Annotated in this window: 29 protein-coding genes and 1 pseudogene; 10 read left to right on the top strand and 20 right to left on the bottom strand. The window is 49.1% G+C overall.

Going from position 1 to position 25,575, the window contains the following annotated elements; translation table 11 throughout:
• The first annotated feature begins 187 nt into the window (after positions 1 to 187).
• The 5 genes and pseudogenes from L6439_RS13545 to L6439_RS13565 all read left to right on the top strand — a co-directional run bounded on the left by L6439_RS13545 (position 188) and on the right by L6439_RS13565 (position 6,576).
• Complete coding sequence (locus tag L6439_RS13545; RefSeq protein ID WP_213469373.1) at positions 188 to 1,717, top strand: glycosyltransferase; 1,530 nt, start codon at positions 188 to 190, stop codon at positions 1,715 to 1,717.
• A 729-nt stretch (positions 1,718 to 2,446) separates the two neighbouring features.
• Positions 2,447 to 3,935: pseudogene (gene abc-f, locus L6439_RS13550) on the top strand (ribosomal protection-like ABC-F family protein).
• A 245-nt stretch (positions 3,936 to 4,180) separates the two neighbouring features.
• Entirely contained in the window at positions 4,181 to 5,212 is a 1,032-nt protein-coding gene (locus tag L6439_RS13555) for a Cfr family 23S rRNA (adenine(2503)-C(8))-methyltransferase (protein WP_213469372.1), read from the top strand.
• A 368-nt stretch (positions 5,213 to 5,580) separates the two neighbouring features.
• Complete coding sequence (locus L6439_RS13560; RefSeq protein ID WP_213469371.1) at positions 5,581 to 6,045, top strand: DinB family protein; 465 nt, start codon at positions 5,581 to 5,583, stop codon at positions 6,043 to 6,045.
• A 147-nt stretch (positions 6,046 to 6,192) separates the two neighbouring features.
• Complete coding sequence (locus L6439_RS13565; RefSeq protein ID WP_168182124.1) at positions 6,193 to 6,576, top strand: VOC family protein; 384 nt, start codon at positions 6,193 to 6,195, stop codon at positions 6,574 to 6,576.
• A gap of 120 nt (positions 6,577 to 6,696) precedes the next feature.
• On the opposite strand, the gene L6439_RS13570 is transcribed toward L6439_RS13565, so the two are convergent.
• Positions 6,697 to 6,840 carry an SGNH/GDSL hydrolase family protein gene (locus L6439_RS13570; protein ID WP_237096862.1) on the bottom strand — a complete coding sequence of 48 codons (144 nt, stop codon included), beginning with the start codon at positions 6,838 to 6,840 and terminating at the stop codon, positions 6,697 to 6,699.
• Positions 6,841 to 7,102: 262 nt separating this feature from the next.
• Between L6439_RS13570 and L6439_RS13575 the strand changes: the two genes are divergently transcribed.
• From L6439_RS13575 to L6439_RS29680, 3 genes are all read left to right on the top strand, one after another.
• A complete protein-coding gene (locus L6439_RS13575; protein ID WP_213469370.1) occupies positions 7,103 to 7,846 on the top strand; it encodes a YheC/YheD family protein in 744 nt (247 codons plus the stop codon).
• A 410-nt stretch (positions 7,847 to 8,256) separates the two neighbouring features.
• A complete protein-coding gene (locus tag L6439_RS13580; RefSeq protein WP_420540594.1) occupies positions 8,257 to 8,667 on the top strand; it encodes a cupin domain-containing protein in 411 nt (136 codons plus the stop codon).
• 63 nt (positions 8,668 to 8,730) lie between these two features.
• Entirely contained in the window at positions 8,731 to 8,811 is an 81-nt protein-coding gene (locus tag L6439_RS29680; RefSeq protein WP_420540595.1) for a hypothetical protein, read from the top strand.
• Positions 8,812 to 8,894: 83 nt separating this feature from the next.
• Here L6439_RS29680 and L6439_RS13585 read toward each other — a convergent pair whose 3' ends face one another.
• On the bottom strand, positions 8,895 to 9,599 hold the full coding sequence (locus tag L6439_RS13585) for a transposase (protein ID WP_213469369.1): 705 nt from the start codon (positions 9,597 to 9,599) through the stop codon (positions 8,895 to 8,897).
• Between the two features lie 289 nt (positions 9,600 to 9,888).
• On the opposite strand from L6439_RS13585, the gene L6439_RS13590 reads away from it, so the two are divergent.
• A complete protein-coding gene (locus tag L6439_RS13590) occupies positions 9,889 to 10,335 on the top strand; it encodes a hypothetical protein (protein WP_213469368.1) in 447 nt (148 codons plus the stop codon).
• Between the two features lie 20 nt (positions 10,336 to 10,355).
• On the opposite strand, the gene tnpB is transcribed toward L6439_RS13590, so the two are convergent.
• The 18 genes from tnpB to L6439_RS13675 form a co-directional block, all read right to left on the bottom strand.
• Complete coding sequence (tnpB, locus tag L6439_RS29685; protein WP_213469367.1) at positions 10,356 to 10,520, bottom strand: IS66 family insertion sequence element accessory protein TnpB; 165 nt, start codon at positions 10,518 to 10,520, stop codon at positions 10,356 to 10,358.
• Positions 10,521 to 10,726: 206 nt separating this feature from the next.
• Positions 10,727 to 11,338 carry a PocR ligand-binding domain-containing protein gene (locus L6439_RS13595; RefSeq protein ID WP_237096863.1) on the bottom strand — a complete coding sequence of 204 codons (612 nt, stop codon included), beginning with the start codon at positions 11,336 to 11,338 and terminating at the stop codon, positions 10,727 to 10,729.
• 241 nt (positions 11,339 to 11,579) lie between these two features.
• The gene (gene eutM, locus L6439_RS13600; protein ID WP_087443500.1) at positions 11,580 to 11,861 is read right to left on the bottom strand and encodes an ethanolamine utilization microcompartment protein EutM; all 282 of its coding nucleotides are present in this window, start codon (positions 11,859 to 11,861) and stop codon (positions 11,580 to 11,582) included.
• Between the two features lie 105 nt (positions 11,862 to 11,966).
• Positions 11,967 to 12,248: a BMC domain-containing protein gene (locus tag L6439_RS13605; protein ID WP_143800334.1), complete on the bottom strand. Its 282-nt coding sequence runs from the start codon at positions 12,246 to 12,248 to the stop codon at positions 11,967 to 11,969.
• Positions 12,249 to 12,260: 12 nt separating this feature from the next.
• Positions 12,261 to 12,908, bottom strand: a complete 648-nt coding sequence (locus tag L6439_RS13610; RefSeq protein WP_213469366.1) for a phosphate propanoyltransferase — start codon at positions 12,906 to 12,908, stop codon at positions 12,261 to 12,263.
• Entirely contained in the window at positions 12,908 to 14,380 is a 1,473-nt protein-coding gene (locus L6439_RS13615) for an acetaldehyde dehydrogenase (acetylating) (protein WP_213469365.1), read from the bottom strand. Before L6439_RS13615 ends, L6439_RS13610 begins: the two co-directional genes overlap by 1 nt.
• Positions 14,381 to 14,407: 27 nt before the next feature.
• A complete protein-coding gene (locus L6439_RS29690; RefSeq protein WP_213469364.1) occupies positions 14,408 to 15,226 on the bottom strand; it encodes a BMC domain-containing protein in 819 nt (272 codons plus the stop codon).
• Between the two features lie 14 nt (positions 15,227 to 15,240).
• Complete coding sequence (locus L6439_RS13625; protein ID WP_213469363.1) at positions 15,241 to 15,897, bottom strand: cupin domain-containing protein; 657 nt, start codon at positions 15,895 to 15,897, stop codon at positions 15,241 to 15,243.
• A 228-nt stretch (positions 15,898 to 16,125) separates the two neighbouring features.
• On the bottom strand, positions 16,126 to 16,389 hold the full coding sequence (locus L6439_RS13630) for a EutN/CcmL family microcompartment protein (protein WP_168182152.1): 264 nt from the start codon (positions 16,387 to 16,389) through the stop codon (positions 16,126 to 16,128).
• On the bottom strand, positions 16,376 to 16,696 hold the full coding sequence (locus tag L6439_RS13635; protein ID WP_168182154.1) for a BMC domain-containing protein: 321 nt from the start codon (positions 16,694 to 16,696) through the stop codon (positions 16,376 to 16,378). The genes L6439_RS13630 and L6439_RS13635 overlap by 14 nt, the downstream gene beginning before the upstream one ends.
• Positions 16,697 to 17,536 carry an ethanolamine utilization protein EutJ gene (eutJ, locus tag L6439_RS13640; RefSeq protein ID WP_213469362.1) on the bottom strand — a complete coding sequence of 280 codons (840 nt, stop codon included), beginning with the start codon at positions 17,534 to 17,536 and terminating at the stop codon, positions 16,697 to 16,699.
• Positions 17,494 to 18,198, bottom strand: a complete 705-nt coding sequence (locus L6439_RS13645) for a cobalamin adenosyltransferase (RefSeq protein WP_213469361.1) — start codon at positions 18,196 to 18,198, stop codon at positions 17,494 to 17,496. Before L6439_RS13645 ends, eutJ begins: the two co-directional genes overlap by 43 nt.
• Positions 18,199 to 18,304: 106 nt before the next feature.
• The gene (locus tag L6439_RS13650; protein WP_168182216.1) at positions 18,305 to 18,658 is read right to left on the bottom strand and encodes a BMC domain-containing protein; all 354 of its coding nucleotides are present in this window, start codon (positions 18,656 to 18,658) and stop codon (positions 18,305 to 18,307) included.
• Between the two features lie 84 nt (positions 18,659 to 18,742).
• The gene (cutD, locus tag L6439_RS13655) at positions 18,743 to 19,705 is read right to left on the bottom strand and encodes a choline TMA-lyase-activating enzyme (protein WP_213469360.1); all 963 of its coding nucleotides are present in this window, start codon (positions 19,703 to 19,705) and stop codon (positions 18,743 to 18,745) included.
• Between the two features lie 99 nt (positions 19,706 to 19,804).
• On the bottom strand, positions 19,805 to 22,312 hold the full coding sequence (cutC, locus tag L6439_RS13660) for a choline trimethylamine-lyase (protein ID WP_331253387.1): 2,508 nt from the start codon (positions 22,310 to 22,312) through the stop codon (positions 19,805 to 19,807).
• 95 nt (positions 22,313 to 22,407) lie between these two features.
• Positions 22,408 to 23,550: a 1-propanol dehydrogenase PduQ gene (locus tag L6439_RS13665; protein WP_213469358.1), complete on the bottom strand. Its 1,143-nt coding sequence runs from the start codon at positions 23,548 to 23,550 to the stop codon at positions 22,408 to 22,410.
• A 36-nt stretch (positions 23,551 to 23,586) separates the two neighbouring features.
• Complete coding sequence (locus L6439_RS13670; RefSeq protein WP_006677931.1) at positions 23,587 to 23,880, bottom strand: BMC domain-containing protein; 294 nt, start codon at positions 23,878 to 23,880, stop codon at positions 23,587 to 23,589.
• A 23-nt stretch (positions 23,881 to 23,903) separates the two neighbouring features.
• On the bottom strand, positions 23,904 to 24,200 hold the full coding sequence (locus tag L6439_RS13675) for a BMC domain-containing protein (protein ID WP_006677932.1): 297 nt from the start codon (positions 24,198 to 24,200) through the stop codon (positions 23,904 to 23,906).
• Between the two features lie 317 nt (positions 24,201 to 24,517).
• On the opposite strand from L6439_RS13675, the gene L6439_RS13680 reads away from it, so the two are divergent.
• On the top strand, positions 24,518 to 25,465 hold the full coding sequence (locus L6439_RS13680; protein WP_213469357.1) for a choline kinase family protein: 948 nt from the start codon (positions 24,518 to 24,520) through the stop codon (positions 25,463 to 25,465).
• Positions 25,466 to 25,575: the final 110 nt, after the last annotated feature.

The raw sequence follows: 25,575 nt of genomic DNA on the forward strand, positions 1-25,575 counted from the left end.
TCCTGCATTGCATTATCGGATTTCTACCTCTCAGACTATGCGGTCTCAAGCGAATTGTGCGCTCATACAAGGCTTTTGGGTGGACAAATAGGGGAGCAGCGGAATAGACTGCGTATGTGAAAGAAGAGAATGGATCGACACTTGGGCTCCAGCTTGTGTTCGACATTTGAGAAAGGGGAATCAACTCTTGTCATCGGACTTTATTCCTTTATTGACGGTTCATCTGTTTTTGACAGACAACATTTCGAAGGAGAAATTGAAAGAACCGATCTCGGGGTTGGAAGAAAACCACATCACCGTGAAAATGTATGGACCTGATGATCCACTGGTCGATGCCGGCCCCCGAAAGCCGCATGTCTATGTATCCATAGGAGATGAGTGGGAGCCTTTTACAACCCTAAGATCGCTGCCTATTCATGAAAAAAAACGTTGGCTGCACTTCCATTCGCCGGACGAACTCGAATCGCATAAATTGTTTTATTGCTGGATCAGAGCGACGGATCCGCTCCCTGAAAACAAGGCCGTTCCTCCTGCCCGTTTTTCTTCCGATACGCCTCTCATATCCGTGTTCACGGCCAGCTACAGGTCAAGAGAAAGAATTCAACGGCCTTATCGATCTCTATTAAATCAAACCTACCCGAACTGGGAATGGGTCATCGTGGACGATTCCGGAGATAACGAGGAAACTTACAAAAATGACTTGCTTCCTCTGAAAGACCCTCGCGTACGCAGATACCGCCAGGATTCCCGCAATGGCTATATTGGGGCGCTCAAAAGGTATGCCGCAGGTCTTTGTACAGGTGAAATCTTAGTCGAGGTCGATCATGACGACGACCTGATGCCCGATTGCCTGGAGAAGATCGTTCGGGCTTTTCAGGAAAATCCCGAATGCGGCTTTGTTTTCGGGGATTGCACCGAGGTGTACGCAGAGAACCTTCATGCGCATTGGTACGGCTGGGATTGCGGTTTTGGATACAGCGTATCTTATCGGGTGTGGCTGCGTGAAATGAACCGCTGGCAAAATGCGCAGAGGCATACGACGATCAACGGCAATACCGTACGCCACTTGGTCGGGCTGCCGAATCATCCCCGCGCATGGTCTCGGGATTGCTATCATCTGGTCGGAGGTCATCGCGATGAGTTGCTGGTGGCCGACGATTACGACATGCTGATCCGGACGTTTCTTTGCTCCAAGTTTGCGGCCGTTCCCGATTTACTCTATATCCAATATCGGAACGAGAGAGGAAACAACACCACTTTTCTAAGAAATAAGCAGATTCAGATCTTGGTCAGAGAACTGGAACGGGTATACCACGATAGAATTCATTCGAGGCTGATCGAGCTGGATCTGCCGGAGCATCTGCCGTACAGCCGCATATGGGAGACCTCCGTATACGATCCCGCCCGCAAAACGGCTCATGTCATTCATGAAGATACTTCCCGAGTATCGATATTGTTCCCCATTCCTTATTCTCATCCGGAGACGGTGCATACTCAATTAAGAAAGACTTTCCAAAGGGGGATGGAGTCGGGCTTTAAGCACATCGAGGTTATCGTTGTGGGCCGTATCCCCAAGGAAGTGGAGTTTGTCGCTTCCCAAGCGCCTGCGGGGGCGATCCGCTGGTGGCCGATGGAGCCGGACGATTCATTGGAGTCTTGTATCCAATATGCGAAGTATTGTGCATCCTGTAAAGAGAAAGTGGTTGTGATGCCTTAAAAGACCGGGCGACCGAGACAGAAGATCGACGACAAGTTTCGAATGCCGCGGAAAACGCCTGCGTTACCAATGAAGCACACCCCTTAGAATGGACATTGGATAAAACCCGTGGTTACTCCGATGATTTCTAAGGGGTGTATTTTTATGGTGAGAAAAGGAGAGAAGTATCCAAATGAGATGCAGGAACAAAGTTGCTTCAAACGGCGATACCTATTTACTTGCTTGGATTAGCAGGCTATAGAAATTCAGCTGATTCCCGCACATGACGGAGGGCGGAATATCGTAGAGTCGTAGATACCTGTGAGGAAGTTAGGTGCCGAGTCTAAGATACTCGGAATCGCCTTCTTACCTGAGTCAATAAGAATCCAACGCAACGGCAAGATTTCCTTAGGATGTATGATGTGAACTTAATCGAACTGAAGCAGATGAATGTTGCCACTGCCGGGATGTTGCAATGAAATACCTGGTATGTTACTATTGCGCTAACGCTTACGATAGGGGTTGAAGAGGATAATGTAAAATTTCTTGCTGACGTTTAAAGAATAAAACAAGTTCTGTGTATTCCGTTTTATTCTTTATTGGCAAGAAAGTTACCTTATTCTTTTCACTCAAAAAATATGTCCTTATCTGACTCTGCGCAGGGTTGGATTTGCTTTATTTTTTTGAGCTGTAAGAAAGGTCAACTTTCTTGCGGCTCTTTTTTATTTGTGAACCAAGGAGGTTTCTGGAATGTCATTGATCAAGGTAACTAACTTGACGTTTGCCTATGACGGCAGTTACGACAACATTTTTGAGCATGTAAGTTTACAAATCGATACCAACTGGAAATTGGGCTTTACGGGGAGGAACGGCCGGGGGAAGACTACGTTTCTCAATCTGCTGCTCGGCAAGTATGAATACAGCGGAACGATTTCCTCTAACGTCAGCTTCGAGTATTTCCCGTTCCACGTCGAACACAAGGAAAATTATACATTCGATGTGGTAGCCGACATCTATCCGGACTACGAGCACTGGCAACTCATGCGCGAGTTTTCGCTGCTGAAGTTGTCAGAGGATGTGTTGTACCGGCCGTTCGACTCGTTGTCCAATGGAGAACAGACGAAGGTCATGCTGGCGGTCCTGTTTTTGAAGGAAAACAGCTTTTTGCTGATCGACGAGCCGACAAATCATCTGGATCTGCATGCTCGGAAGCTAGTAAGTGATTATTTGAACGGCAAGAGCGGTTTTATTTTGGTGTCACACGATCGGGCGTTTCTCGACAATTGTGTGGATCACATTCTTTCGATCAATAAGACCAATATCGAAATCCAGAACGGAAATTTTTCAGACTGGTGGGAGAATAAACAAAGACAGGACAATTTCGAACGGGCCGAGAACGAAAAGCTGAGGAAGGACATTAAGAGGCTGTCCGAAGCGGCCAAGCGAACGAGCAACTGGTCGCACGAAGTAGAAAAAACGAAAAACGGCACCCGTAACTCCGGCTCTAAGGTCGATAAGGGGTATATCGGTCACAAGGCCGCCAAAATGATGAAGCGATCCAAATCGATCGAGCAAAGACAGCAATCCGCGATCGAGGAACGATCTCAGCTTCTGAGAAACGTCGATAGCTCGGAAAGCCTGAAAATATCACAGATGACTTATCATAAACACCAATTGGTCGAGCTTGACCGCATTTCGATTCATTATGGAGAGAAGAACGTTTGCCGCGACATCAGCTTTACTGTCGAGCAAGGGGATCGCATCGTGCTCTCCGGTCCGAACGGCTCAGGCAAATCCAGTTTGCTCAAACTGATTTGCGGCGAGGAAATACCTTATTCCGGCGTGTTTCGAAAAGGGAGCCAGATGAAAATTTCCTACGTTTCACAAGATACCTCGGAGTTGCGGGGCAATTTGTCGGAATTCGCCAGATCCAGCGGGATTGACGAAAGCTTATTCAAAGCGATTTTGAGAAAACTCGATTTTTCGCGCTTGCAATTCGAAAAGGACATCGCTTCGTTCAGCGGCGGTCAGAAGAAGAAGGTTCTGATCGCGAAAAGCCTCTGCGAACGCGCTCATTTGCATGTTTGGGATGAACCGTTTTATCGACGTCATTTCCAGGATGCAAATCGAAGAACTGCTGCTGGAGCATTCGCCAACTATCCTTTTTGTGGAGCACGACAGCGAGTTTTGCAGACATATCGCAACAAAAATTGTGGAACTGAAAGTTAATACACTCTAGGAGGATGAAAGCGATGATCATTGAGGTTGAGGTTGTAGATGATTATGTGAACCGGTTCCTGCCTGTTGACCCGGTTCACAAAAAAATAAATCTGTTGCCGGAGTTTTACCAATCTATCGACAGATGCACGTAGCGATTATGTCCGCATACGCAGCGTGTTTTTTCCTGCGTAGTTGGTTAATGACGCATTAAAGCGCCGGATGACGGTTGCTTTTTTGCATTTTCTCCGGCGGTAAGGAGAACACATGAACCCAACCTCGAAATATGAAACGATTGGGCAGATCTTGTCCGACTTCAACCAGCCTGCGTACCGGTATGGGCAAATTATGGACGCTATTTTCAAACAAAAAATTGCTGAATACGAACGGATCGCCATGCTGCCTAAATTTTTGCGGGAAGAGCTGGCCCGGATGCTGGGTCCGTATGTTTCCAGCGTTATTCCGGTAAAGGAACTCACATCGCAGCAGGTCAGCAAGGTGCTGTTTGCCATCGGGGGCGGCGAACGCATAGAGGCCGTACGACTTTCCTATAAACGGGGGTGGCAATCGTATTGTATTTCCACTCAGTGCGGCTGCGGGTTCGGGTGCCGCTTTTGCGCCACCGGTACCATCGGCCTGAAACGAAATCTGACCGCAGACGAAATTACCGACCAATTGCTTCACTTTCACTTGAATGGCCACGCCCTGGACAGCGTGTCTTTCATGGGCATGGGGGAGGCGCTCGCCAACCCGCACCTTTTCGATGCGCTGGCGATCTTGACCAACCCGCATCTTTTCAGTTTAGGACATAGAAGAATTACGATTTCCACCATCGGCCTGTTGCCAGGAATCGATAGGTTGACGCGGGAGTTCCCACAGGTCAATCTAACCTTCTCGATGCATTCGCCGTTCGACGATCAACGGAGCGAACTGATGCCGATCAATAAGCGGTATCCGCTCCGCGACGTGTTGAATGCGTTGGATCGCCATATCCGGCATACGGGAAGAAAGGTGTATATCGCGTATATTCTTCTTCGAGGATTCAACGATTCGGCGGAGCATGCGAAAGCGGTTGCCGCCCTGTTAAGGGGAAGGGGATCTTGGGAACATCTTTACCACGTGAACCTAATTCCCTACAATTCGACCGAAGTGACGCCTCAAAGCTACTTGCCATCTGACCCTGAAAGGATCAAAATGTTCGTTCGGACATTGAAAAGAAATGGTGTGAACGTTACGGTCCGAACTCAATTCGGATCAGACATTAATGCGGCATGTGGACAGTTATACCGGACTGAATAGTCGACGTTTGAAATGTAACATACAATGCCTGCCGCAATGCATTTGCGACAGGCAAGAGAAACGGTTGCCGTGAAGAAGGCAGCCGTTTTCTGCTATGTTAAGAGACGCGATTTTTACATAATTGTGCAGTAACTTTAAGGGATCTCGCAATGAATGGTCAATCGATATACCCTTTAAAAAGAGGTATCCTTCAGGGCCCTCGGCAGACCGACTTGAAGCTCGTCAAGGCATACGGTAACCTGCGGGTCGATGGACTTTTGCGAACATACGTGCTATAATCGATCCTCCATCTTGATTGATTTTTCCTTAGATTTGAAGCAATGAAAAGGCTTGCCGATTTTCAAAACGATCATTTGGAGGAATGTAATGTGGCAACGATTGCAGAGGTCTCTCAGGACTTAGAGAGATTTACAGTTTTTATTTCTAATTTAATCCCTTACTCTGATGATGTTCTATGCACACCAATAGTTGGTGCATGGTCGATTCGGGACATTATTAGTCATATTATGGGTTGGGACAAAAACTTTAGCAAGACACTTAACCAGGTTATAAACAATGAAGAAGTAAAACTGGAAGAACATCACGATGTACAGGCCTTTAATGAAGCATCCGTGGCTTTCGGCAGAAAAATGAAACTGCAAGATTTACTACAGGAAGCAATTTCCCAACGCAAACAACTGATAATAAAACTCAATATGGTGTCTGAATCAGCATTCGCCAGACAATTCCATAATAGCGCGTATACGCTGGAAACTTTTTTGCAAGAAATGTTTATTAACCATGATAAGCACCACGAAGAACAAATAAGAAAATATCTTCAAACGGTTCGATAAAATAATTGGGAAAAGAACCACTCCTTGATCATGAGACAGAATAATAGCCGAGTTCAGTAATTTCTATCCGGAATGTTCTTGGCGAAAACTCATCACAATTGTTAGCACAGCACCATCGTCATAAATATCAAAGGAGGCAAAAACAGTATGAAAATCATTGTTACCAGTATATTCGTCCAAAATCAAGACAAGGCACTGGAGTTTTATTCAGAAAAACTGGGGTTTGTAAAAAAGGAGGACATTCCCATGGGGAAATTTAGGTGGATAACGCTTGTTTCTCCCGATGATCCAGAGGGTACCGAGCTTTTACTCGAACCGAATGACCATCCAGCCGCAAAGGAGTACCAAAAGAAGCTGTTTGCCGAAGGCATCCCAGTAACAATGTTTGGCGTTGCTGATATTCATAAAGAGTACAAACGATTAATGGAAAAAGGCGTGAAGTTCACTATGGAACCGACAGAAATGGGCAAGGTCACAATAGCTGTCTTCGACGATACATGCGGCAACCTTATTCAGATCGTGCAGAAGTAACTTGATGACGACGTTTGAAGCGCTAAGGGAGAACCTCAGCACGACTGCAAAGTGATGATTCAGCAATTTCGAGCCACCATCCCAGCTTGTTTGACGCTTGCCAGCTAACCGGCCATCTCCCTACTTTACAAGCCCCTTCAAATAGTCCGGGAGCAGCGGATAGAAATCCGGCTTGAAGGGAACGCCGTTGTCCGCGTAAGGGATTTTGTTGGCGGCGAAGAGGGGTGACAAGTCCACATATTCGACGTTGTCTTCATCGGCCAACTGTTCAAGCGCGTGGTTGAAGTACGTAGGAGGGCGAGATCGAGCGCCGCACCGCTCGGGGCGATGACATTCGCCGGATCCAGTTTGTTCAGATAGGACAACGCCCCTAGGGAAATGTTGCAGCAAATGTTGACGAGGTTCAAGGGAGCATTGAACATTGATATGCTCCCCGCACAGTAGACACGCGTAATATTCAACCAGAATGGATATCAGCCGTTATCCAGATAAAGGGGCTAGAATAATGTAGGATGGAGGTGAGTGCATGAGACATAAATTCATCAACAGCAAAATGCTAAAAGGAAAGCCCTTGTCACAGGATCACGTCCTATCTCGTCACGTTCCGGAAACCCATTGGTATCATGCCGCGACTCTTACCAAGATGCTCCAATCCTTCGCTGTATTATATATCAAACCCGATAAAGGTTCCTCAGGAACGGGGATTATCCGGGTCAAGAGGCTTAATAAGTCGGAAAGTCTGGTTTCATTCAAGGAATCGTCCAAAAAGTACCCCAATACACAAATCGCATCCGAAGTAGCAAAGAGAATGCACCGCGAAAAAAAGTACATTATCCAGCAAGGGATTCCACTAGCGACCTATCGACAGAAACCTTTTGATCTGCGGATTGTGCTGCAGAAACCCTCCAACCAGTGGTTGCTTACCTGGATGAGCGCCAAAGTCGCGCCTAGATCGAATTCCATCGTCACGAATGTGGCAAAAGGAGCTCGCGATGCGAATATTAAGGAAGTCCTTCGAGGAGCCGACCAACAGCTAAACGTACCCGCAGTTCTGAAAGAGTTAAGCGGTGTTTCCTGCAAAATCGCACGTAAATTGGGTTCTCGTTTCCCCCTTCGAATCGTCGGATTGGATATGGGGATCGACAAGAAAGGAAAGGTATGGTTTATCGAGGCTAACACGAGACCTAGCTTTCACGGATTAAACAAGTTCGATCCTGTGCAATACCGAAGATATCTTCTTGCAAAGAAGCAGACAGAAGCAAATAGCTGAAAAGTTCGTGTAATAAGGCAAAGGACTCAACGTTGAAGAATGTTCACAAAATAGTTTAGGTTTATCTATTGTAAATAGCTAGTTAGAGGATAAACTAAAAGGGAGCATGCAATTTGAATCTACGGCGTGTGGAACAACAGTTTCATTCACGATTAAAATGGAATAGAGGACTACAAAGGCGTAGTCTTGCTGAAGCAAAGAGGCTTAAGGTTATCGCATTCCTACTTGATAGGAAGCGGTATAACTTTAGGCCTCTTTGCGCCTATTTTCTGGTATGGGGAAATCAGGAAAGGGCAGAAGAATTGTTAGAGGAAGTCATATAGCGTAGTGAACTTTGTTTCATACCTCAGAGGAGGGTACCCATGAGTATCGATAAAAAGATGATTGAAGAGATGGTTCGTAAAATCATCATGGAAAAAGTAGGGGCTGATGCTATTGAACAGAACGTTCATAGAGGTCCTGGAGGGATTACTTCTGTTAAAGTGCCAAATATGAAAGTAACAGAAGAGGATCGTCTCGATACAGGCAACCCTAATGATATCGTCTATTGCAAAGATCTTTTTTCGCTAAAGGAAAGTCCGAGACTTGGCTGCGGTATCATGGAGATGAAAGAAACAACCTTTGACTGGACACTTAACTATGATGAAATTGATTATGTGATTGAGGGACATCTGGATGTTATCATTGATGGTACAAAGGTGTCAGCTGGTCCAGGAGAAGTGATCCTGATTCCAAAAGGAAGTAAGATTCAATTTTCTGTGCCAGAATATGCACGATTTATCTATGTAACATATCCGGCTAACTGGGCAGAACAAGCGTAACATTCTAATTTCTACTCGCCGGAGGATAAGCGGTTTATATCGGAGGATACGTATGAAGGGGAACTGACGAACCCGCTGAGTTGGAATCGGTATATGTATGTGCAGAATAATCTGCCGAAATATATTGACCCAAGTGGACATTGATCAAGCAACAATCAACAAGGTTGATTAAATCGTCAGAACTAAATCAAATTTTTATCAAAGTGCCTGTAATTCATACGGGCACTTTATTTGTTACTTTTTGTTACATAGAATAGGAATGTCCTCAAGTTCTTGTCATTCATGTCCCAAAGTTCTTGAACCATGCGCACGAGCAGCGGCGAATCGGTGATTCGGCGGGCATAGTCCAGACTGTGCGATAGAAACGCAGCCGCTTCTTTTTGCACATGCCTGCTGACTTCGCGCAGATTGACGTTGATGCCATAGCCTTCCTGCCCTAGATAGGCAAAAAACGGCGCATAGCCTTCCACCTTTTTGTACGTCGGGGACACGCCTTCTTCGCCTTCTTTCCGGGTATGACTATTGTCGAACGGCGAGACGTCCAGGTCCAGGGGGAGCCAGGACAACGTTTTCCCTTCAGGGAGGGTGACCTGAACAGGGGTCAGCGGTGCGTTCAGAGCATGCAGCAAGTCCGCCGACTCTTCGAGCAGAATCGTCTGCCAGTCGTAGCTGTGGGCGGCGGCTAAATCCAGCCGCTGCCGAAGAGTGGGAGAGGACGTGACATGTTTCAGGACTAAGGATTTCGCGAAAAACCGGTCCTCCCGAAAGGGTTCGATCTGGTCGAAATCGCTTTTCCCCTGGCACAGCAATCCAAGATAAGCCAGGACCACATCCGGGTGAGTGACGGTAGGGTGCTGTGCACCGGGCAGAGAGTACCGAATGAGACGTTTGGCAATTCGAGTATGAGAAAGAAGCAGGCCAATGAGAGCCAAACCGGAGAGCGGTGAGCCACTCCACGGACTGATCGAGTTGAAAACGCATAGGGTTCATGTGTGCACCTCCCAGGTGAATTCAAGACATACGGGAATTCTTCCCTTTTCGTTAGTTTACTTCACCGGGGGCTGTTTTTCTAACCTTTTCAGTTTTTTGTTTCACGGATTCAGGGATACTTCAAAGTTCCATTCTTTAACAATATCGTAACATATTATACATTCCCCCTATTTTATTTCGTGGTAGAATTTACCTGAAAGAAGGATTACATCCAAATTGGGAGGGATAGTTTTGAAAACAAAAAGACCAAAATCGCTAGTGAAAAAATGTACAGGAATTGCGTTAGCAAGTGTAATTGGATTTAGTAGTCTTGGTGTCATCGCAACGAGTGTAAGTGCCGCTGAAAATAAGAACCAGGTTAATGTGAACCAATCACTTAAAGCAGAAGAAATAACGATTACTCAGTTACGGGTTACTATCCAGCATAAAGATGATCCCTTTATTAATCATGTTAAAATATTCATTGATAAGCACCTGGAAGAATCGGAATTTTTATGGGGGAAAGTTAGTAATTCGTTGAAAAGAGATATCGTGGATCTACTTACAGGAGATAAAAAAGACTACTCTTACAAAGTTAGTAGAGCTCTTATTGTGCACTTTTTAGAGGTCCCGTCCTTATTAAAATCATCAAGTGCAGAATTTAAAAAAGATATCCTTCAATTACTCAAATACTTATAGATATGTGTAATAAGGTCTACTCATCTAATGGAGTAGACCTTATTACATTCTTGGATAGGCGAAGTTTCCGAGAAAAACCAGAATATCCGTAACCGGTTCAAAAACACGAACAGGGCCGAGGAAAACGGATTGAGCTCAAATTGTTCCTGTACAATCGCGGCCAGTCCATCGATCGATTTGCGCATGTCTGTATATTTTAGCGATCAGGCATTAAATGATATAATACTGTACAAAGTAGAATAGAGATAAATTCAACCGACTGACATATGTACAAAATACGGGTTTTGTGTAAAAGCTAAACCCGAAAAAGAATGTTACTTAACTATCGGACCCATTGTGTATGTTTGAAATGAAGAATGGCCCGCGTCATACCTAGTTGCAAAAAAATGCCTTAATGCGGATTGATGACGAGAGACATATTTTTGGCTTCCAAGTCAATCACTTTTTTCTCCAGAATTTCCTTTTCCGCAGACAGACGATGGATAATCCCGGTGTTATCCTGCGTGCTTTCAGCGATGTCGAGCGCAATATTCCTAGCGATATGATGGCAAAGCTGCTCGTGAACATCTGCTTTATCCTTGTCAATGGTTGGAAAAGCCGATATCGCCTTCGCGACAAATTCCAAATCCAGCCCCTTCATTTCGGCCAATTCCGCCGTGTTAATCAGATACTTCTGATATTCCCTCTCCTGGGAATACGCTTGCATCCCCGATATGAAGCCAACAACCTCATCTTCGACCATAATGGGCAGCAAAATATTCTCCATGCCGTAACAGCAAACAAATCGCCCCTGTTCGCCTGACTTAAAGCGTTTCAAATAATCCGCGCAAGGCCGCGTAGGATTCTCCCAACAAATATGCCTGCAGAAATCAGGGGATGGATTGAACTCCAGCAACACGTCTCCATTGTTATCGTGCAGCAGCAGCGAGAACTTGGATAGAGACAGGATGCCGCTGTATCGTGCGTATACCTTGGTTGCGATCGGACTATTGGTTTTCAGCATAATCTCGTTGCATCCTTTCACCGAAAATGAACGGGAAAATAGATGTTTCATGCTAAATTTTTCACAATATATCATCTCTATTATAGCAATTTTCAACCTGTTTGGAAATAGTACATCCCTCCCCCTCAAAACCCTATTTAGAGAAATGCACCACGACTACAACCGGGATCTCGCAGACAAAAATAAACAGGCCAGAACCCGTTTTACCGGGTTTTGGCCTTTGGCAGGGCATCGAAATAAATTATTGCTTCGCAGCGGGAAGAATATGTTCCACTTCACTGTGAGGACGAGGAATCACATGTACGGATATCAGTTCCCCTACGCGCTGTGCGGCTGCGGCACCAGCGTCCGTTGCCGCTTTCACCGCTCCTACATCGCCACGTACCATTACGGTAACAAGGCCGCCGCCTACCATCTCTTTGCCAATCAGGGTGACATTGGCTGCTTTGACCATTGCGTCTGCTGCTTCGATAGAACCTACCAATCCTTTTGTTTCAATTAAACCCAATGCTTCCGATTTCATGTTGCATTCCTCCTAGAAGTTTTTAAAAGTTTTGTAAGATTATAGCGCTAGCTTACCGAACAAAACTTGCTTCGGAAGCATAGGCTTATTTTATAGCTTTTTTAATTATTCCTTAGTCGTCGGAAGGATGATCTCCACTTCGCTGTGGGGACGAGGAATCACATGTACCGACACGAGTTCCCCTACATTCTTCGCGGCCGCGGCGCCGGCATCCGTCGCCGCCTTCACCGCACCTACATCGCCCCGTACCATCACGGTAACAAGGCCGCCGCCTGCCATCTCTTTACCAATCAAGGTGACATTGGCCGCTTTGACCATAGCGTCCGCCGCTTCGATAGAACCTACCAATCCTTTTGTTTCAACCAAACCAAGAGCTTCCGATCTCATGTTCATTTCCTCCTAGCGATTTTTTATGATTTTGACCACAGACGCCGATGTCAGATCCATCGCGTTAGCCTCTTCAACGTCGATATGACAGTCGAGAGCGGCGTCGCTGCTAACTCGGATTGCGACCTGATGGTACCCTCCGCCCCGGAGACCATCAAATTGAATACTGACCATTTCTCCGTTGGTTACGCCGAAGTAAAGGGCATCATCAGGCGTCATATGAATGTGGCGCTGTGCAACCATCAAGCCGCAGGCAATATATACGCTTCCCTTAGGCCCGACCAACGTGATGCCCGGTGTGCCTTCCAGCTCCCCGGATAAGCGCACGGGAGCTTTCACGCCCAGCTTAAAACAGTCTCCCCGCATAATTTCTACCTGGCTCTGCTTCCGCACTGGGCCAAGAACGCGCACTTTTTCAATGGCCCCCTTTGGACCGCAGACCGTAACAGTCTCATTACATGCATACTGTCCGGGTTGGGACAAATCACGCATTTTGGATAGCGTATATCCGGCTCCGAAGAGCGTCTCCACATCAGCCTGAGACAGATGCACATGGCGGTTTGAAATCCCTAAAGGGATGGAGCGAGTCTCCCCTTCCGCCTTGACAGCACCGGATACAACCTCCATTAACAAGGACAGCACTTGCTCATAGTTCCCCATTAGCGGTCACCGCTTTTCTGCAAAATCGACATCAGCTCATCGACCAGATTTAACAGCAGCGCATCCTCCTCTTGCTTCGGCGGTTGTGAAGAGGAAACAGAATCCGGGCTTTGTGCCGTACAGTCCTTAATTCCATAAGCGACACGCTTGATATTAATCAAGTGCTGTGGTCCCACATTATCCGAAGTAGCGCTGCCGCCCCAGGTTCCGCATCCCAAAGTGAAGGCCGGAGCAAGCCCGGTGCTTGCGCCCACGCCGCCCTGAGTGGAGCCTGTATTGACCAAAATGCGGAATACAGGTTTTTGCGCAAATTCCATGACCATATCGTGATTCTGTGTATGGATGGAGAAGCTATGGCCAATTCCTCCATTACGCAGCAGCTGGACACTTAGATCACAAGCCTCACGCCAGTCCTGTACCGTGTAAAATGCCAATACCGTAGTAAGCTTTTCATAGGACAGCGGGAATTTCTCTCCCACGCCCTGCTGTTCGCCCAACAGCACCTTGACCCCTGCTGGAATTTGAATGCCGGCCGCTTCGGCAATCACCTGAGGCGAACGTCCCACCAGTCTTGAATTCATGGCATGGCCTTTGACAAACAGCTTGGACGCGACCTTGGCAGTTTCCTCCTGATTCATAAAGTAACCGCCTTGTCGCTCAAACTCCGCGATCACCTGAGGACGGATGCATTCCTCGACGATAACAGCCTGTTCAGAGGCGCAGATTGTGCCATAATCGAAGGTTTTGCTGGCAATGATATTTGCGACTGCCTGTGGAATATCAGCGGTGCGCTCAATAAAGGCCGGCACATTGCCCGGTCCGACCCCCAGCGCCGGCTTGCCCGCACTGTAGGCGGATTTCACCATCGCCGAGCCGCCTGTGGCGATAATCATGGCGATTTCATCGCACTTCATCAGTTCCTGTGTCGCTGGCATCGAAGGCTTGGTAACGCAGCCAATGATTCCTTCGGGTGCCCCTGCCTCGACAGCGGCTGCGTGCATGAGTTCTGCGGCCCGCATGATGGATTTCTTCGCCGAAGGATGCGGCGAAAAGATGATTCCATTACGAGCCTTTATCGCAATGATCGATTTGAAAATCGTAGTGGATGTCGGATTGGTCGATGGAATAATGCCCATGAGCAGTCCAACAGGCTCGGCAATCTCTATTAATTGATTGGTCTTATCCTCGCGGATAACCCCAATCGTTTTCGTATCCCGAATCGATTCATACAGCTGCGTCGAAGCCAGGCGGTTTTTGAAGATTTTATCCTCCACCTTGCCAAATCCGGTTTCCTCCACTGCGAGGGCAGCCAACTCGGTGGCATGGACCTCCGCTGTCCGCACCATGTGTTGTACAATTTTGTCAATCTGTTCAGCATTGTACCCTGCAAGGATATCGGTGGCGGCTTTTCCTGCACGGGCCAATTCCCGGGTTTCCTGAATCGATTGCAAGTCATAATCCAAATTTTCCAAGTGAAACATCCCCCTCTCGAATCCTGCTTACTGTTGATAATACTGGCGGAACCGCTTGAGCAGCTTCACCTTGTTGGCCTTGGAAATGGTCGTCATGCTCATCCCATACGCAGGACCGCACTCTCTGGCCAGTCGGCGCAGCTTCACGGCTGTCATCGATTCCAGTTGCTCCATTGCTTTGTCAAGCCCGGCTTCCTTTACCAGCACGTCAATCTGGTGTTTGAAAGAACTGTCCGGCACTGTCTGATCTCCATCTGCCGGATTTTCATTGTCCATTGCCGGACTGTCGTCTTCAGACGAAAGATCCTGAGCGGGCTCGGCCGCCAGTACAGGGAATCCTTCTTCAATACCGCCATTGATTGAGACATCGGGCGTCGCTTCCAGTGAAACTATAGAAGTTTCGTCCAGTGGAACATCGGGTGCCGCGTCCAGTAGAGCATCAGACACTGCATCCGGTTCCAGAGTCTGCTTCGTCGTTTGCTTGGGCATCTGCTCCGCAAACGGTTCTGCTGCCTTATTATGCTGTACTGGCAACGCCGGCTCGTACTTCTCCTGGGCAAGGTTCGAAACGCAGCGCCGGCCGATGATGCTCGCAATGTCGTTGTGGGGTCTTGGAATGACATGCCGGCTGACCAGCATATCACTGCCCAACTGTTGCGCCGCCGAGGCACCTGCTTCCACAGATGCTTGAACAGCGCCGACATCGCCGGTTACCATGATCGTCACTAGCCCGCCGCCCACATTGCACTTTTCTATCAGTTCTACCTGGGCTGATTTGAGCATGATGTCCAGACATTCAATCGCCGGAAGAAGGCCCCGCGTTTCGATTAATCCAAGCGCCTGCATGCTGTCACCTCCTGTTACTGCAGCTTCCGATCAGGCTCGCCCGCCGGATAAGTCATATAAAACATCCTCGCGCAGTCCGGCGATCCCTTGGTCGCTTGCACCCCTTTGGGGATGAAGATCACATCCCCCTCACGGGCGGTGAACGTTCTCTCGTTCAAAGTGACATCAAGCGTGCCTTCCAGCACGATATAAGTTTCTTCGCGGGCCGTCACCTGTGAGAAGCTATCGTGATCGACAGTCAGAAATCCGGCGCTCATGGAACAATCCGGCTTCCCGATTACCTCTTGCCGATATACCTTGGCACCAGATGTTCCCGTTTCGCAAGCTTCCATTTTTACCGTCCGGCCCCGCACAAGCTTCAAGCCAGCCGGGTCCGTCTCCGCCTGATAAGGCGGCTCAAGAGCCGTACCCAACAGCTTTTCAACCAGTCCTTTTTCCGATAACATCTTGAAAAATGTAAAAATGGCGTTCATGTCGAGATCATCCTGAGTTTGGCAGCCTGCGGCCCCGGAGCTCAAAGTCCCACATGGCTCATGGGTAAACTCCACCCCCAGCTCCCTTGCCTTATCCCGGGCCGCCGGTGTCACAATCGTGTTGCTGTCAATGCAGCACCGCTTCTGTCCGGAAGCCGCCCATTCCTCCACATCCGCAGCGCATATCAGTTTTTTCACCGTTCTCGCCCCCTTTCGAATTATAAGTAAGTGTTCAAAAAGTCAGACTTTCAGCACCGAGAAGGTTGGATGAAGCTAGGGCCTGAGGAGCGGAGCGTACGTTTTGGGTACGTGAGCACCGGAAGGCCCGGCTGAATTCAAGATTCGATGTCGAATATGCATTCAGTGTTTCTTCGTGATCAAAGGGGGACTTTTTGAACAACCTCTATAAGATTTCTGTTCGAATATTTATTCGAACATGCAGTCTGCGTCAATGATGCCGACGACGACGGCATCCACAGGAACATCGTCTGTTTGGAGCATTTTGCGGGCCGAAGAGCCGGTGCAGACAATCACTCGATCGCCTATGCCAGCGCCGATCGTATCGACTACAATCAAGCGGCGCCCGTCGTCGCTTCCACCAATCACCTCAGCCAGCATCAGTTTCATTCCCACCAGGGAATCGGCTTTACGGGTAGACCAGATATTGTGAATCAATTTAGCCGCAATCACAGCAGTCCTTCCTCCCCGCTTTTCCGCTCCTCCGCTTAATTTCGGCGATGGCGTCCTCTACGGAAGCCGTGTCGCCAAAAATGGCGAGAAGAATCATATTCTGCGGGCAGCTGCCTCGAATATCCTCCACGGTTACGCCCGCCGCTTTTTCAGCGGCATCAGCAGCCCATACCATGTCAATCAGCCTTCCCTGCACCAGTCCGACTGCGTCGCATGGGGGAACTTCCCGACTGCTGGGCGCTCCTCTGCGACGCAGCAAAATGTCCAGCGCCCCCTTGGAGGGAGATTTAATAATCCGAAATTCCACTCACATCGCCTCCTGTGTACAGTTCAGAGCAATGCCCAGCGGTGTGACAAACAGGGGGTTGCTAGGCTTATAGGTAGCAATGCCGGTCTTTTGCTCCATGATCGTCTCCATGCCGGACAGGCAGCAGGTGCCCCCTACCAAGTACAATTCCTTGACCTCATGACCCGCAACATGGCGATTGACGATGGAGGCAACCTTATCGATGACCGGCCGGAGCAGCGGCAGCAATTCTTGGTGGCGGGCAGGGTCGCGCTTAAAGCAGTCTGCTTCTGAAAAACTCATCTGGTATGCCCCGGCAATGACTAAAGAAAAGTGGGTGCCGCCCGTTGCTTCGTCGGCGACATAGACCACCTTGCCATCCTTCAGAATCGAAATGCCCGTCGTACCTCCGCCAATGTCTACGATGGCTCCATCGGATATTTGCAGCACGGCATTAGCCGCCGTAGGTTCATCCAGTATAGCCGTAACTTCAAAACCCGCACCCTGGAGCACATGCTTGATGGCGCCAGCATCCAGTACATCGGTTCCCGGAGGAATCGCCGAAGCCGCATATTCAAGTTCTGCACCCAATTGCTGCTCCAACTGTGCTTTAAGCTCCCTTACGATCTGTATCGCTCCCAAGTAATCCACCACCATTCCGTCGCGGACGACATCGGCGTAGCGGTAAGCTCCCGCCACCGGCTTCCGGGTGTCATCCAACACCGTAAGCACCACACAGGCCGTTCCCAGATCTACACCGGTATAATAGAACGAAGACCGTCCTGGAATCGGTGTCTGGATGACGGCTTCAAATTGCTCTAGGAGTTGATCGCAGTATGCAAAGGGTTTTGTCTCTGGCATGTTCTACCTCCTGTCGTTCTGCAAATAAGCGAGCTCAATGCGTTAATCACATAGTTGACTCCAGGAATAATCGATTCCTCCAGCTTTTCTTGGGGACTGCCTGCTGCGGCCTCCAACACCGCAAACCCAAGGTCCCGCAAAGCGCAGCGCAAACGGTGGAGCAAAGCAATTTCTCTTCCCTTTTCCAACTGAATGTGAAACTCGGTTACCTCAAAGCAATCTCCCGCATCCTCACCAAGAACATCGGCAGGAATGCCGGTACAACCCTGGAAAAAGAAATCGGCAGTGGATGCGCCGCCTCCTTCCCCTTTCTGGAGGGCCGAAAACAGCCTCGACAGCTCTAGCACCTTCTGGGCGAGCAGCACATCCCGCTCCAGCAGCTCCTGCCCGGTTAACAAGAACAGGGCTGAGACGGATTGCATCTGACAGCGCAGCTTCCCGCGCCGCCAATCCCGCTGTCCCGCCTGTTGCTCCGGATTGGGGAGCAGCTCTTGCTTTTGTTCTTGATTTTGCTCTTGCGTACGATAAGACACGGCGATCTGGCGATCCGTCAAAAACTGGCGCGCCTCCGGCGTCAATCGGCTTCCATGCTCCACCATGTAGGATGTAAAAGGCGCTGTCCTGTACACATTGCGCAATTCCATTTCGGTAATAAATTTCATGGTATCAACTCCACTCTTATTACCCGAACAAATAACGTTTCCATTCCCCGATTCCCCTTCCCGCGGGAAGACTAATGCGGAAAAAGGCTCGGCCTATCCCGTTTTTTCATGTCCGTGTAATTTCCGCCGTCGCAAAACCCAGACGATTGCAGAACGTCTCAATGATGGCTCGCAGCGCTGCTTCCACACTGGCGATATCTCCCGTGAGAAGCACCGAACCCGTAAAGCGATCCAGAAAGCCGATTTCCACATCTGCCGCCTTGGTAGCGATATCGGCAGCAATAATGGAGGTTTCGCCGGGCGACAGTGTTAATATGCCAATAGCCCCCGCTTCATCAATGCCCAGTCTTGCATACATGTCAGGCACAGGTGAAGCAATCATATGGGCCAGCGTCACTTGTTTGCCCGGCACCGACTCCTGAATCATCCGCCCGAGATCCGGCCCATCAGGCTGCTGCATCAACGACCTCGCCTCCTCCTACAAGTGTTGCGAGTTTGCAAAGCGCTAGCTTTACCGAACAAAACTGGCTTCGACAGCAACCGCTTAATGTTTGACTACCCGAACCGGAAGATCGTATTGGCTGATTTGACGTTGAATACGCTCCAGATCAGCTTCATTCAGGCTTAAATCGCGTTCAATGCTGTAAACCATATCCAATTGCCTGTATTTGTTAATGCCCAGCTTGTGATACGGGAGCAAATCGATGCCTTGAAAATTCCGGTATTCCTTATAGGGAAGCAGAAACTCCACCGTTTTGCGGATGGTGTCCGCATCATCATTGAGCCCCTTCATCAGCGGCATCCGCACCATCACGTTATGCTTGCGGGTAATCAGTTCCCGCAAATTGTCGAGAATGCGCTCGTTGCGTACACCCGTAAGTTGATAATGACGATACGAATCCATATGTTTCACATCGAACAATATCAGATCGGTGAATTCGGCCATGGCCAAAATCGCTTCCGGTTTGGCATGCCCGGAGGTTTCAATGGCCGTATGAATTCCGGCGCGCTTGCATTCCTTGAGCAAATGGATCGCAAATTCGGATTGCGAGCATACTTCGCCGCCGCCCAAGGTGACGCCGCCGCCGGATGTCGTGTAGAACAGCATATCCTGCTCTACAATTTCCACAATTTCCGATACTGTCATATTCATCCCGGCAATAGAGAGCGCCCGCGCGGGACAAACCTTCTCACATTTCCGGCAGCCCATGCACTCGATATTCCGGTCAACCACATGCTGCGGCTTGGACGGCTCCTGCGATCCGGAAGTGTCCAAACGGTGGATTTCCCGAGGACACGCCGCAACACATGCGCCGCAATCGTTGCACAGATCCCGTTGGTACATCACCTGATATTTCTTTTCCAGACCCTCCGGGTTCGCACACCACTGACAGCGCAGGGGACATCCCTTGAAGAAAATAAGCGTCCGGATACCGGGGCCATCGTATATGGAATATTTTTGAATATTGAAAATGCGTGCCTGCCTTTCCGGCATACCTGACTCCATAGCTGTGGCTCCTTCCTTTGCCGCATATCTAACGCATATCTCAATACCATGATGTCTCTTCCCCGGCGTGCAGCGCCGGAGAAGAGGCACAGGGTTATTTTAGAAATGCTCAATCATCGTTCTGCTGATGATTTCATCCTGCACTTCTTTACACAATTCAACAAAGTATGCGCTATAGCCGGCGACCCGAATAATCAAATCACGATATTGATCGGGATTCTGCTGCGCCTTAATCAGCGTTTCATTATCCACATAACTGAACTGCATTTGGCCGTTGCCGAGAATGGAGGCCGTCCGGAGCAGATTAATCAGTCCGTTCTCTCCTTCCGGTGTTTCCAGCAAACCGCGCAATAGCTTGAAGTTATGCACCATGCCAATATTCATGGCCTCGACATCGATCTTGCTAATCGATTTGATGATAGCCGTCGGTCCCTTCTTGTCATGGCCCTGGGTAGGGCTGATGCCGTCGGACAGCGGCAACCAAGCTTTACGCCCATTGGCGGTAGCACCGGTCATCTCGCCGAAAGGCGTGTTGTTCGAAATCGAAAGCGTGCCATGGCTGAAGGTAGAGTACAGCGTTTTAAATTTGCGGTGATAGTTCTCCGTCCATCCCGTGATATCGGCGGCGATGCGATCGGCATAATCGTCGTCGTTGCCGAATTTTGGCGCGTCCAGACAATCCCTGTGGATCTGCTCATAACCTTCGAAATCGGCCAGCAGCGCGTCGCGGATTTGCTCGAGCGAATATTTTTTGTCATCGTAAACCAGCTTCTTGATGGCAGCCATCGAATCGGCGTAAGTGGCCAGGCCGGACCAAATCAAGCCAGGTCCCCAGTTATACATGGCGCCGCCGGCGGACACGTCGCGGCCGCTCTCCATCGTGCCTTCATACATGATCGACATCAGCGGCTTCGGCGCATAATCGCGGTGAACGCGCTGGCTGATTACCGTACCTACTGCGGAAAGCTCGGTGATGTATTCTACCTGCTTCTTCACCGCCGCTTCAAATTCCTCATAGGTCCTGAAGTTGCTCAAATTGCCCGTGTCCAATCCCGGCGTGCTTCCGTGCCAGAGCATTTTGCCGCGGTTCAGGACGAACTCAATGGCAATCGGCCACTGGGTGTATCCAGTGGAGGTCCACTGATACAAGCGTCCGGATTTTTGCGGCTCCACGCAGCCCATCAGACAGTAATCGCGGGCATCTTCGATACTGCAGCCCTTCATCAGCATCATCTTGATGTGGGAATCGTCGAAATGGCAGGCCGGGAAGCCCAAACCCGCACGGACGACATCCACAATCTTTTTCAAGTATTTCTGAGGAGAATTATTGTGGATACGGCAAGCGAGTGAAGGCTGATAAACGCCGACATGACGCACTGCATCCATGAGCAGATAAGTCAAGTCGTTGCAGGCGTCGCCGCCCTCCCGTTTTTGCCCGCCGACACACATATTGACGAACGGCTGGTAGCCGGCAAAGAACTTGGAGCCGCCCGCGCTGGAAACCCACATCATTTCCGAGCATTTGATTAGGAAACAGCCTGCAATCTCGAATGCTTCAAACTCTGTCAGACGTCCGGCTTTTCTGTCCGCCTCATAGAAAGGATACATATATTGGTCCACACGGCCGACAGACATGCCTGTCTGATTTTCTTCCACCACGAGCAAAGATTCTACGGTCCAGACCGCTTGCATGGCCTCATGGAAGGTAGTCGGCGCATGAGCCGGTACGCGTGCGTTGATCTCGCCGATTTTTTGCAGCTCTGCCTTGCGCTTCGGATTGGTTTCTTTCGCGGCCAGCTGGTAGGCGTATTCAGACAACCGTTTGGCATACGCCATCACGCCTTCCGTCGTATCCAGCACGGATTTATAGTAATAAATTTTGTCGATGTCTTCCGGGTTTTGCATGGACAGCTTCGCAAGATGCTCCTTGGCTTCCCGCTGGATATCCAGCATCCCTTTCTTCATTAAAATGACATCGTAGCCTGGGTTGGAGTCTCCGCCGCCATTAATCTGATGATAGGAAAGATCGCTGACGAATGCTTCGCCGGAAAACTCCCAAAGACCAGCATCCCGGTATTGCTGTTCACATATTTCATCCACCGATCTGCCTTCCCAGAACGGGAACAGCTCCTCGCGCATAATCCGCTTGTCTTCCTCGGAGATGTAGAACGGGTCCTGAGGACGGTTGTGAATGGTATCGAGCTCATCCCGGGTCCAGCGCCACGCTATGTCAGGCGAGAAAGCGCCCGCGCGCGGCGCGCCGCAAGGATGACCAACGATCAATTCGTTGTCCTGAATGAGCAGCGGAGCCTCTTCACACGCTTTGCGGAAAGCCTTCGCACGCAGCATAATCGCCGGCAGACCCGGATTTTCCTTGTACACCTGAGTAAAGGCTCTGGCACGATAGGTTGTAATGCTTGGCGTAGCGGTCAAATAATGTTCTTTCAAAGCCCGCAAACGCTCGGTCATTCCTTCCGGGTATGCGCATTCTTCCTTGCGAAGCTGGCTCGATCCGTCTGCTGTCAGCGGCTGAGCTCCCTTATCCGCAAGCTGTTTTGAAATTCCCTGGAACAGCTTCATGATGGCTTCTCGTTCTTGGGGAGCCATGGCACTCGTTGCTTTGGCAAATTTGCTTGAAAACTCATGAATATCCAATATTATTCCCTCGCAATCTAGTAGGATTTCATATATAGAGGTAGCATTTAAAAGCTTTTACGATAAATGTGCACCAACTCTTCCGCTGTTGGCTGACGAGGATTCGTTGGCGTACAGCGGTCAGCCATCGCGGTCTGCGCCATGCGGGACAACGCCTCGTCAAAAGCATCCTGGTCAACGCCGAGCTCACGGATTCCATTTTCGATCCCGATAGATCGTTTCAGCTTGCCAATCGCCTGAATCAGACTTACGGTTCCTTCACGGGCAGTCCGTGCCGGCAAGCGCAGCAGCGAAGCGAGTCTAGCATAACGTTCACAAACCCTGTCTATGGCTTTTCCGCCCAGGTTGGCGTTATACTCCATTACTGCCTCTAGAAGCAGCGAATTCACCCGTCCGTGAGCAATGTGAAACGTTCCGCCAAAGGCGTGGGACATACTGTGAATGATCCCAAGACCAGCGTTAGTAAATGCCATTCCCGCCATACAGGACGCATTCTGCACCCGATCCCGCGCCTCGGCATCTGCCGGATCATGGTAAAGCGTTTCCAGATGAGCAAATACCAATTGGGCGGCTTTTTCAGCCAACGCATCGGTAAAGTCGGTCGCTTGGGTAGAGACATAAGCCTCCAGCGCATGGGTAAGAACGTCCATTCCGGTGTCCACCACGATTTTGTTTGGCAATTGCTTGGTAAGGGCGGAATCGAGAATCGCGATGTCCGGTGCGATAAAATCGTCCACGATAACAATTTTGTCTCCATCCACCGTAATCACCGAAAAGTCGGTCACTTCCGATCCGGTGCCGCTGGTGGATGGAATGGCGACAAACGATGGTTTGACAAAAGGCTCGTCTTTCTCCTGCGCATATTGCCGGGCGAAGTACAGGACACCTTTCGCTGTATCAATGACAGAGCCGCCGCCCAGCGCGAGCAACACATCAGCGCCGCTTTCCCAATACACTTGAAGCGCTTCAGCCACAATGCTCACGCTCGGATCAGGCTTAACACCCGTAAACACTGCAGTGGAGATTCCACCGCTTTGCAGCAGATCAACCACCTGACCCAGATATCCCAGCTTCTCCATCATCAGATCGGATACGATGCAGGCTTTCGTGCCTTGTATTTCCGCTAGTTTTTTCAGTGACTGTTCGCCTGAAAAGACCTTCGATTTCATAACAAAGATGTCGTTTATCACGGGCACCTCCCTTGAATTTCTGCAGATAACCTGCCCCTAAGATGGAAGGGCATAGCGGGCAATGATCTTTTCGATGTCCGGATGCGGGTTGGGAATCACGTTTGAAGAGTACACCTCAGTCCCCATCGCCTGTACAGCGGCGACACCAGCATCTACGGCAGCCCTTACAGCTCCTACATCTCCACGAACAAGGACAGATATATAACCGGACGCCACGTTTTCGTAACCGATCAAATCTACATCGGCCGCTTTGCACATGGCATCCGCCGCTTCCATGACGAATACAATGCCAAAGGTTTCAATGAACCCCAGTGCATCATGCTTGCTCATGAACCTGTCTCCCCTCCCGGCAATTATGCGTTAATTGCATGCGCTTTCACGATTCCTGCAATAGAACGGAGCGGACGCGGCATCACATTATGGGCAGTGACTTTGCCAATCTTCGCTGCCGCTTCAGCGCCAGCCTCTACTGCCGAACGAACCGCCGCGACATCACCTTTTACCATGATCGTTACGAGTGTGGAACCAACATTTTCGTAGGATACCAGAACAACATCTGCCGCTTTAAGCATAGCGTCCGCCGCTTGGATAGCAGGAACCATGCCCAAAGTTTCCACAAGCCCGAGAGCTTCCTCTCCCCGGTATTCCATTCGAACCTCACCTCACCTGGGTCATTTTTATTTGTGAATCCGCTGTAATAGCAGGTATTTAACTCTTACTAGCAGGTTAACATAGGTTCGCCTCGTGATTATGGAGGATTCGGTAGCTGATTTTAGGATTCTAATGCCCCTTTTGCCGACAATCTGGTACAAAAACGTCTTTCTTGCATCACAAGTACCAGAATGCCCTCAAGCTCGTTCGTTTCATTGAATTTCTCCGCCTGTCTTGCTATAATTGTGGCAAAATCTGTGCGGCGAATGTGTGCCATGTTTAACGCATGCATATGGAATGCCGAGAAAAGGTCATCATGAAACCTCTAAACGACTTTTTATCCAAACAAATAAATATGGAAGACCTGGTGCAGCAAAAACTACGTCTTTTTTTTGAAGATGATCGGATTGTTTTTGACAAATCTCGTTTTGCGGGCGGGTTGACCAATTATAACTACATTATGAATATCCATGGAACGGAGTATGTGATTCGCAAGCCCGGCAACCTGACGGATCAAATGATCGACCGCAGGATAGAACGTGTGAACAACGGCATCGCTTCGGAGTTTGGCGTGAATTCGGAATGTATATTTTTTGATGAGGAAAGCGGCATTAAGATCAGCAAGTATATTCCCGACAGCAAAACGCTGGCCGCGGCAGGCCCGTTGGCTTTGCCAAGCTTGCAGGCTGTGTCTTCTTTATTGAAAAAGATTCACGGCAGTCCCAAACATTTCCCCAACAAGTTTGATTGGCTCGGTGAACTTGCCAAATATGAAGCCATTGTCACGCAAATCAACGGAGAATTGTTTTTTGACTACGCCTCCTTAAAAGAGCAATTGCTTCGTTTCATGGATGTGAATGTCAAGAATGTCATTTCCGTACCTTGCCATAATGATACGGTTCCCGAGAATTTTCTCGTAGATGGGAATGGCAGTGTCTATTTGATAGATTGGGAATATTCCGGAATGAACGATCCGGCCTTTGATATTGCGGCGTATATCATCGAATCGCGTTTGACAGCAGAGGCGATTGACCAACTATTGGAAGCCTATTACGGCAATACGTTTACGCAGGATGATCTGATGAAGGTCAAATGTTATATGATGGCCCAAGATTTGTTATGGACGGTATGGGCCCTGCTGCGCCATTATACGGGGGATGATTACCTGGATTACTGCTCGCTGCGCTATAACCGCCTGCGTCGAAATATTCAAGTATTAAGCAAGCAGCCGGATTACCCTATTGCCGACATGGTGATGCGTTAGCACTCGTCGTTGCTTGCTCTGGAATGAGAAGCCTTCGGAGGTTAGATCAGATACAAAAACCTGTACTTTCTTATCTTCATGGATAAAAAAGTACAGGTTTTTTGGTATTT

Origin of the sequence: Paenibacillus dendritiformis (assembly GCF_021654795.1) — a bacterium.
Taxonomy (GTDB): domain Bacteria; phylum Bacillota; class Bacilli; order Paenibacillales; family Paenibacillaceae; genus Paenibacillus_B.